Source organism: Deinococcus apachensis DSM 19763, assembly GCF_000381345.1.
In the GTDB taxonomy this organism is placed as follows: Bacteria; Deinococcota; Deinococci; order Deinococcales; family Deinococcaceae; genus Deinococcus; species Deinococcus apachensis.
This window is the reverse complement of record NZ_KB906415.1, coordinates 70,800-79,051: the sequence shown is the minus strand read 5'-3', so window position 1 is coordinate 79,051 and position 8,252 is coordinate 70,800. Positions and strand designations below refer to the sequence as shown.

Annotated in this window: 9 protein-coding genes; 4 read left to right on the top strand and 5 right to left on the bottom strand. The window is 71.0% G+C overall.

Going from position 1 to position 8,252, the window contains the following annotated elements; genetic code table 11:
• The coding region (locus F784_RS0118810; protein WP_019588277.1) for an IS5/IS1182 family transposase at nucleotides 1–243 on the bottom strand (243 nt) is incomplete at its 3' end.
• Nucleotides 244–405: 162 nt separating this feature from the next.
• Here F784_RS0118810 and F784_RS0118805 point away from each other — a divergent pair.
• The 4 genes from F784_RS0118805 to F784_RS0118790 all read left to right on the top strand — a co-directional run bounded on the left by F784_RS0118805 (nucleotide 406) and on the right by F784_RS0118790 (nucleotide 2,837).
• Nucleotides 406–1,236 (top strand): 50S ribosomal protein L11 methyltransferase, encoded by an 831-nt coding sequence (locus F784_RS0118805; RefSeq protein WP_019588276.1) that lies wholly within the window; start codon nucleotides 406–408, stop codon nucleotides 1,234–1,236.
• Nucleotides 1,236–1,928, top strand: a complete 693-nt coding sequence (locus F784_RS0118800; protein WP_026332587.1) for a 16S rRNA (uracil(1498)-N(3))-methyltransferase — start codon at nucleotides 1,236–1,238, stop codon at nucleotides 1,926–1,928. Before F784_RS0118805 ends, F784_RS0118800 begins: the two co-directional genes overlap by 1 nt.
• A gap of 115 nt (nucleotides 1,929–2,043) precedes the next feature.
• Nucleotides 2,044–2,436, top strand: coding sequence for a hypothetical protein (locus tag F784_RS0118795; protein ID WP_019588274.1), 393 nt, complete (start codon nucleotides 2,044–2,046; stop codon nucleotides 2,434–2,436).
• Entirely contained in the window at nucleotides 2,433–2,837 is a 405-nt protein-coding gene (locus F784_RS0118790; RefSeq protein ID WP_040383561.1) for an inorganic pyrophosphatase, read from the top strand. Before F784_RS0118795 ends, F784_RS0118790 begins: the two co-directional genes overlap by 4 nt.
• A gap of 6 nt (nucleotides 2,838–2,843) precedes the next feature.
• Here the strand turns inward: F784_RS0118790 and F784_RS0118785 are convergent, their stop codons facing one another.
• The 4 genes from F784_RS0118785 to cydB all read right to left on the bottom strand — a co-directional run bounded on the left by F784_RS0118785 (nucleotide 2,844) and on the right by cydB (nucleotide 8,217).
• Nucleotides 2,844–3,743 carry a hypothetical protein gene (locus F784_RS0118785; protein WP_019588272.1) on the bottom strand — a complete coding sequence of 300 codons (900 nt, stop codon included), beginning with the start codon at nucleotides 3,741–3,743 and terminating at the stop codon, nucleotides 2,844–2,846.
• 99 nt (nucleotides 3,744–3,842) lie between these two features.
• Nucleotides 3,843–5,534 carry a thiol reductant ABC exporter subunit CydC gene (cydC, locus tag F784_RS23820; protein WP_019588271.1) on the bottom strand — a complete coding sequence of 564 codons (1,692 nt, stop codon included), beginning with the start codon at nucleotides 5,532–5,534 and terminating at the stop codon, nucleotides 3,843–3,845.
• Nucleotides 5,531–7,177 carry a thiol reductant ABC exporter subunit CydD gene (cydD, locus tag F784_RS0118775; RefSeq protein ID WP_211211916.1) on the bottom strand — a complete coding sequence of 549 codons (1,647 nt, stop codon included), beginning with the start codon at nucleotides 7,175–7,177 and terminating at the stop codon, nucleotides 5,531–5,533. Before cydD ends, cydC begins: the two co-directional genes overlap by 4 nt.
• A 2-nt stretch (nucleotides 7,178–7,179) precedes the next feature.
• A complete protein-coding gene (gene cydB, locus F784_RS0118770; RefSeq protein ID WP_019588269.1) occupies nucleotides 7,180–8,217 on the bottom strand; it encodes a cytochrome d ubiquinol oxidase subunit II in 1,038 nt (345 codons plus the stop codon).
• Nucleotides 8,218–8,252 lie beyond the last annotated feature (35 nt).

Sequence of the window (8,252 nt, the reverse complement as noted above, 5' to 3'; positions counted from 1 at the left end):
GTTTTGAAAGCACTCGGCCTCAAACCAGCGGTGTGCCTGTTGGCGCACCGTCTCCGCGGGCGGGAAATCGTTGGGCAGGTAGGCCCACTGTGCCCCCGCGCGCGCCATCCAAAGCAATGCGTTGAGAACGTCTCGGATCGGGTATCTCCGCTGTCGGGCATCTGTACGACTGAGCAGGAGGTAGGGCAACAGAAACAAGTACGTGTCGTCGTCCACGTCGCTCGGGTAGCCTCGCCGCGTCACCCGCTTATTCTGCCCTGTCCAAATCCTCGCTCCTAAAGTTCAACCCTGTTCTTGGCAGCCTCTAGGGTCCTGCCTTCCAGCCAAGTCCGGGATGCTTCGCCTGCGGCTCAGCATGACAGGACAACTACCCCTCTACGGATGACACGCCCTACACTCTCCCCCATGCTCGTGTACCACCTGCCCGGCACCCTGGAAACCCGCGAAAGCCACCTCGACCTGCTGTGGGAGGCGGGCGCGACCGGGTTGGAGGAGCGCGGGGGCACCATCCGGGCCTATTTCGACGCGAGGACGGACCTCCCCGCCGAGGTCTCCGACGGCGAGTGGCGCGAGGAGGCCGATCAGGACTGGCAGGCCGAGTTCAAGCGCACCCTGCGCCCGGTCAGGGCGGGTCGCGTGACCATCGTTCCGCCGTGGCTGCGGGAGGAGGTCGAGGCGGGCCAGCTTCCCCTCGTGATCGAGCCCGGCATGGCTTTCGGCACCGGGCACCACGAGACAACCCGGCTGGCGGTGGAGGCGCTCTCGGGGTTGAACCTGGCGGAACTGGGAACGGGGGCGCGGGTGCTCGACGTGGGGACCGGAAGCGGCGTCCTCGCCATCGCAGCCGTGATGCTGGGGGCACGTTTCGCTCTCGGGGTGGACATCGACCCGATCACCATCCCGATTGCGCGCGAGAACGCGGGGGTCAACGGGGTTCCGGCAGGGCGCGTGCGCTTCGAGGAGGGGACGCTGGGCGAGGACCCGGTCACCTTTCCCGAGGAAGGGGTGGACGCCTACGACGTGGTCGTGGCGAACCTGTACGCGGAACTGCACGACCTGCTCGCGGGCGAGTACGCCACGGCCGTGGTGCCGGGCGGGCCGGTCATCCTGACGGGCATCCTGACCTCCAAACTGCCGCTCGTGCGCGCCGCCCTGGAGCGCGAGGGCTTCACGGACGCCCAGGAGACGCTGGAGGGCGAGTGGGCGCTCGTGACGGCCCGCGCGCCGCTGGGCTGATGGCTCCCCACCGCGTCCGGGTGGACGCCCTGGCTCCGGAGATGTCCCTCGGCCCCCGCGAGGCGCGGCACCTCCACGTCCTGCGGCTGCGGGAGGGCGACGAGGTGCGCGTCTTTGACGGTCGGGGGGAGGAGGCGGGGGCGACGGTGGCCCTGCTGGACGACCTGCGGGCGGTGCTGACCCTGGGCGAGCGTCTCACTGGAGCCGCCGAGATGCCCCAACCCGTCACGCTGGCGGTGGCGCTCCTCAAGGGCGACAAGCTGGCGGACGTGGTGCGGGCGGCGACGGAGCTGGGGGCGGCCCAGATTCAACTCCTCGTCACCCGGCACGCCGATGCCCGCGAGATCGGGGTGCAGAAGCTGCAAAGGCTACGCCGCATCGCTGAGGAGGCCAGCAAGCAGTCGCGCCGCGCGGTCACGCCGGAGGTCCTGGCCCCCGTTTCCCTAACTGGGCTGACCTGGGGGGGCCACCTTTTCGTCGCGCAGCCGGGCAGCACCGGCCGCCTCACCGACCGCCTGACCTGGGATGCTCCAGTGACCATCCTGACCGGCCCCGAGGGTGGCCTCGCGGACGCCGAGGTGGCGGAGCTGGTCGGGAGGGGGGCCGTCGCCGTGACCCTCGGCCCCCGCATCCTGCGGGCGGAGACGGCCCCGGTCGCGCTGCTGGGGGCCATCGTGGCGACGGGAGTGTAGGGGCGCTGGGCCTGGAGCCCACACGCAGAGGCAACCGCTTCCGTCAGAGGCCCTTGCCCATGGCTCACGGTCCCATCCCACGGCCCTCCTCACGCACCCTTCCTAGAATGCCGCCATGCGTTCCCTCGCTTCCTCCCCCGCCCGCCTGCTGCTGCTGACGTGCCTGCTCGCGCCCACCCTGACCGCCTGCCGCTACGCCTACTTCCCCCTGGTACCCAGGCCGGTGGAGGTGACGCTGCCCGCACGAGTCACCACGGCCACCCTGAAGCGCGAGGGGGCCAACCTGCTGCTCCAGGCGCGGGTGGAGGGCCGCTTCGACCCCGGCTACCTAAGCGTGGCGTGGTTCGACGGGGCGCAGGAACTCGGGCACGACAGCGTGTATCTGGACGTTGCCCAGCGGGACGCGACCTTCCGGCTGGAGGCCCCCAACCCCGGCGCGTACCGGGCGGTGATCTCCTTCGGCGGCACGGTGCTGCGGCAGGTCGAGCTGTACGAGATCCTGCCGTGACGGGCCCTTTGGAAACTGAGGGCGTGGTGGAGTGGGCGCGCGGCACCCTGGAGCGCTTTGTCTGGCGGGACGGGGAGGTCGTGCCGTACCGCACTGAGCCCTGGCTCGCCCCGGTGAACTACGGCTGCCTGCCCGGCCTCCTCAACCCCGCCGACAGCGCGGAGGTGGATGCCGTCTGGCTGGGCAAGCCGCTCGCCGTGGGGACGCGGCTGTCGGGGACCCCCTCGGCCCTGCTGCACCTCGCGGACGGGGACCACAAGGTGGTGTTCGGGAACCTGGAGGAACACCAGGGCGGCGACCTACTCGCGCTGCTCGCGTGGTTTCCGCCGGGGCGCGGGGCCAGGCTGGAGGGGCCGGAGAACGCGGCGGCTTGGCTGGCGTCCCTGACGGCCGGGGCGTGAACCGGGTCAGCCCTCCCCCGCCCGGGCCGCGTCCTCGCGCCGCCACTCCTGCACGATGGGGACCATGCGGGAGACCACCCAGCGCAGGGCGTCGCTGTTGGGGTAGGACACGGCGCTGTGGTCCTCGCGGGGCGAGACGTAGCGCTCGATCCCGGTCAGGCTGCCGTCCAGCCGCACGTTCGGCGTGACCTCGAAGAGGTAGTTGAAGGTGAGACCGCCGCTCTCCCCGGCGCGGGCGGGCAGGCGCTTGCTCTGCACCTCCAGGTTGCGCCCGACATTCGGCCACACGATGTCCTTGCCGCGCAGCGAGCGCGAACCCACCCGGAAGAGGTTGCAGGCCTCGGCGGGTGAGGGCCGCACCGGGTCGGGCCGCAGCGCCCGGATCACCGCCCCGTGATCCGTGGACCAGCTCGCGCAAATACCGTCGAGGTCGATTTGGAGCGCGACGGGCTGCTCGGGGTACGCCCGGGCGAGGTGGTGCAGCCACGCCACCCCCTGCGAGTGCCCCAGCAGCACCACCCGGGGCCGCCGTCCCCCCCAGGCGGTCCCCAACCGGGCGTAGGCCGCCGTCAGCGCCGGGTAGCCGTGCTGCACCGTCCGGGTAAGGTGGGAGACGTAACTCTCCTGCGCGCTGGAGGCGTAGCCCGCCACCTCCACCCGGTAGCCCGCCGCCGCGAGGGCGCCCGCGACCACGTCCACCGTGCCGCGCGCCGTCAGGTAGTCCCAGTTGTCGCGGGGAGCGAGGCACCCCGTTCCGCAGCGGCCCGACACGGCGAAGATCACCACGTCGGGGGCCGGGCCGGAGAAGTTCAGCGCTGGGGTCCGGGCGGGCCTCACGGTGATGGGCGCGCAAGCCCCCAGCAGAAGGGTCGCGGCGAGCAGGGCGGGGGGAAGGGAGGCGCGCATCCGGGAGCCAGTGTAGGCCGGGCGGCGGGGAGGGGACGTGACGGAAGTCGCGGGCGGGGCACGTCCCCCACAGCGCCGTTCGGGGACCCTTCACTTTGTTCAGGGCGACAAGTTTTCTTGTCTACGGTTTCTAGAACGGGGCTGGGGGGTTACCTCACCCCGACCCTCCACCCTCACCACGCGCCACTCCGGCCCCAGCCGTTCGGGCTGGTGGGTGACGAGGAGGGCGGCGCGGTCCCGGGTGCGTTCCTCCACCGCCCGCAGGAGACGGTGGGCGTTGGCCGGGTCGAGGTGCGCGGTCGGCTCGTCCAGCAGCAGGACGGGCGCGGGACGCAGCAGGGCCCGGGCCACCGAGAGCCGCGCCCGCTCGCCCGCCGAGAGCTGCGCCCCATATTCGCCTACCCAGCTGGAAAGCCCGCCCGGCAGCCGCGTGAGCAGCCCGCCCAACCCCAGATCGCCGAGCAGGGCCAGGAGGTCGTCGTCCGTCGCGTCCGCCGCCAGACGCAGGTTCTCGCGCAGGGTGCCGTCAAACACCTCCGCCTGCTGCGGCGCCCAGGCGAAGCGGGAACGTGCGTCGGCGAGGCTCAGGTCGCGCAGGTCCACCCCTCCGAGCGTGACCCGCCCCGCCACCGGGTCCCAGAAGCGCAGCGCGAGGCCGAGCAGAGTGCTTTTCCCGGCGCCGGACGGCCCGACCACGGCGACCCGTTCCCCCGGGCGGACGGTGAGACTCACGTCCCGCAGCACGTCCGTCTCCGAAGCAGGGTAACCAAAACCCACATCCTCGAAACGCAGGGTGGAGTCGGTGGGGAGTTCGGCTGGCTCCTCCGGGTCCTGAACGACCGGCCGCAGGGCACGCAACCCCTCCACCCGCGCGGCAGCAGCGCGCAGGGCACCGTAAGTCGCCCAGGCACTTCCCAGGTTCCCGACCCCTTCAAAGCTCGCCAGCAGGCCCAGGGCGCTCGCGGCGAGGAGGGAGCCGCTCGTTTCCCCCCGCGCCACCCCCTGCCCCACGAGGAGGAGGGCCGCGATGAGGCCGCAGCCTCCCAGGGCGTCCCGCGCCGCGTTCGCCGTGCCGGTCACCCGTGCCCGCCGCGTTTCCGCCCCCTCCAGCGTGGCGAGCAGGCCCGCGAAGTGCCGCTCCCCCGCCGGACGCCCCCCACCGGTCAGGAGATCGGGCAGGCCGTGGAGGGCTTCGAGGGTGGCGGCCCCAAGTTCAGCACGGGCAGTGTTCTGGGCACGGCCAGCCGGAGCGGCAGCGCGGACGGCGAGGGCAGGAAGCAGGACTCCCGCCAGCCCGAACAGCCCCAGGGTCACGAGCGCGAGCCGGGGGTCCACAAGCCAGACGAGCGTCACCGTCACGAGGGCGACGAGGGCGGCCACCAGCGTGGGGGCGAAGAGGCGCAGGTACACGCCCTGCAACTCGTCCACGTCCGAGCGGACCCGCGCGAGGAGGTCGCCGCCCCGGGCGCCAACCAGTGCGGCGGGCGCCACGCGGGCCAAGTGCGCCACCGCCTCTCCCCGCACCCGCCCGAGCAGCCGGAAGGTGAGGTCGTGCGAGACCAGGCGTTCGCCGTAGCGCAGCGCGGCCCGCGAGATGCCGAAGAGCCGCACGGAAGTGATCAGCGGCAGCAGCACGAGCAGGGACTCGGGCTTGAGTGCCGCCCCCGAAATCAGCGCCCCCGACATGGCGAGCAGCCCCACCGAGGCGAGAACCGTCCCGGCCCCCAGCAGTACCGAGCCGAACATCCGCGCCCGTCCCCCTCCCCGCACGAAGCGCCACAGCCCGCTCACGTCTGCTCCTCCACGAGTTCGCGGACTCGCCCGCCCCCCAACTCGATGACTTGGTCGTGCCCCCCGTGCAGCGCCGTCCGGTGCGAGATGGTGAGGACGGTGCGGCCCGCTCCGAGACGTTGGAGCGCACCCCTGACCTGATCCTCGCTCCCCGCGTCGAGTTGCGAGGTCGGCTCGTCGAGGATCAGCACTTCCGCGTCCCGCAGGAAGGCCCGGGCGAGGGCCAGGCGCAGGCGTTCGCCGCCACTCAATCGCGCGCCCTCCGCCCCCACCTCCGTGTCGTAGCCGCGGGAAAGCCCGGCGATGAAGGTGTGGGCGTCCGCTGACCGGGCTGCCTCCATAATCTCTTCGTCCGTCGCGTCCGGTCTGCCCAGCCGAATGTTCTCGCGCACGGTGCCGGGGAAAAGATAAGGCCGCTCAGGCACGTAGGCCATTCGCTCCCGCCAAGCCGCTGGGTCGAGATCAGCCAGAGACACACCGTTCACCCGCACCTCGCCCTTTGCAGGAACGGCAAACCCGAGCAGCAGCCCGGCCACGCTCGTCTTGCCCGCCCCGCTTTCCCCCACGAGCAGGGTGCGTGAGCCGGGCGGCAGGGTGAAGCTCACGCCCTGGAGGGCCGTCCGCTCCCCGTACCGCAGGGTCACGTCCCGGAACTCGACCCGCAGCGGCCCCTCGGGAACAGGCAGGGTGCCCTGCCCCGGCGCCTCCTCATCCAGAACCGCAAACATCCGCTCCCCCGCGGCCCGCGCCTCCAGGCTAGCGTGGTGATCGGCGCCGAGGGCGCGCAATGGGGCGAAGAACTCAGGAGCCAGCAGCAGCACGAGAAACGCCCGCTCGAACGGCAAGTCCCCCTCGAACAGGCGGACACCGACTGTCACGGCCACGAGAGCCGTGCTGAGCGTCGCGCCAAACTCGAGCACGAAGCCGGAGAGAAAGGCCGTTCGCAGCACGCCCAGAGTCACCCGGCGATACGCCCCGTCCGCCTCGCGTAGCGCCGCCAGCCGTTCGCGGTCGCGCCCGAAGACCACCAGCGTGGACAACCCACGCAGGGTGTCCACGAAACTCGCGCTCAGGCGGCCCAGCGTGAGCCACTGCGCCTTCGCCGCGTGGTCGGCCATCGTCCCCACCAGCCACAGCAGCACCACGATGACCGGCCCGGTGAAGAGCAGGATCAGCCCGCTCAGGGGGTCGAGGAACAGCACCGTCAGCGCGAGGAGGGACGGCAGGACAGTGGCGAACACCAACCCCGGCACGAAGCGCCCGACAAAGCCCTCCAGCCGCTCCACGCCCTCCACCACGAGTTCCGTCAGTTCGCCCGCCCGCTGCCCGGCCGCATAGAGGGGGCCGAGGTTCAGGAGGTGGGTGAGGAGCCTGCCGCGCACCTCCTTCTTGACGCGGGCGGCGGCGCGGGCCGCGAGTACATCTCGAACACCGACGAGGGCCGAGCGGGCGAGCCACACGAGGGCCAGTCCCACGAAGGCGGAGGTCAGGGCGGCGGGGGCCTGCCTTCCCAGAAAAATTCCATTGACGATCCGGGCCACGAGGGACCATTGCGCCAGCACGAGAACGAAGGCGACCAGAGCCAACCCGGCGCAGGTGAGCGCGAGGGGCCGCACGCCGGGGAGCCGCCTCAGGGGCCGCACGCTCAGTCGTACCCCTTGTTCAGGCCGCCCTCGTCGGGCCGGACGCGCTCGCGGAAGATGTAGTAGTTCCAGACCTGATATCCGATGATCAGCGGCAGGAAGATGGCGCCCACCCAGGTCATCAGCACCAGGGTGTAGGGCTGGCTGGCACTCTCCCGCAGCCCCAGGCTGTACTCGGGGTTGAGGGTCGAGGGCAGCACGACCTGACGGGTGTACAGCGCGATAAAGATCGTGACGGTGGAAAACACGATGGTCAGGCTGCTCATCAGGAAGGCGAGCACGTCCCGGCGCCTCGTCAGCCCGTACCAGATGCTTCCCAGAGTGAGCGCGGCGGCGACCGGGAAGAGCCACGGCACCACGCCGAAGGAGTTGAACAGCCCCTCGGTCACGTAGCCCATGAACACGAAGGCGAGGATGGCGACCGTGGCGAGCGCGCCCCAGAAGAGGGCGGCGGCGCGGGCACGGTTATACAGCTCCGTGTCCTTGTGCAGCCGCAGGAGCAGGAAGTTAGCCCCGTGCAACATGAACAGCAGCGTCGTCGCCAGGCCGCCCACGACCGAGAAGGGGGTGAAGACCTCGGCGAAGCCGCCCAGCACCCGCTCATCCGCATTGATGGGCAGACCCTCGATCAGCTTCGCCATCGTGAGGCCCCAGAAGAACGAGGGGACCAGGCTGCCCAGGAACGACATCCAGTCCCAGAAGGAGCGCCACCGTTGCTGGTCCACCTGGTTGCGGTACTCGAAGGACACGCCACGCATCAGCAGCGAGAGCAGGATGATGACAAAGACCGGGTACAGGCCGGAGAACAGGGTCCCGTACCACACTGGGAAGGTGGAGAACATCACCCCCGCCGCCGCGATGGCCCAGACCTCGTTGCCGTCCCAGAAGGGGCCGATGGTGCCCACCAGCGCCCGTTCCTCCGCCTCGTTTTTCGCCAGGAAGGGCCGCAGGATGTCCACCCCGAAGTCGAAGCCCTCCAGGAAGAAGTACAGGGTGAAGGTCAGCGCGATCAGCCAGAACCAGAGGGTCACGAGGTCCATAGGGTGGTTCAACCTCCTCGGGTGGGGAGAGGGTG

Coding starts and splice junctions, on each gene's coding strand:
- F784_RS0118805 (WP_019588276.1), top strand. CDS start 406: ATGCTCGTGTACCACCTGCCCGGCACCCTGGAAACCCGCGAAAGCCAC.
- F784_RS0118800 (WP_026332587.1), top strand. CDS start 1,236: ATGGCTCCCCACCGCGTCCGGGTGGACGCCCTGGCTCCGGAGATGTCC.
- F784_RS0118795 (WP_019588274.1), top strand. CDS start 2,044: ATGCGTTCCCTCGCTTCCTCCCCCGCCCGCCTGCTGCTGCTGACGTGC.
- F784_RS0118785 (WP_019588272.1), bottom strand. CDS start 3,743: ATGCGCGCCTCCCTTCCCCCCGCCCTGCTCGCCGCGACCCTTCTGCTG.
- cydB (WP_019588269.1), bottom strand. CDS start 8,217: ATGGACCTCGTGACCCTCTGGTTCTGGCTGATCGCGCTGACCTTCACC.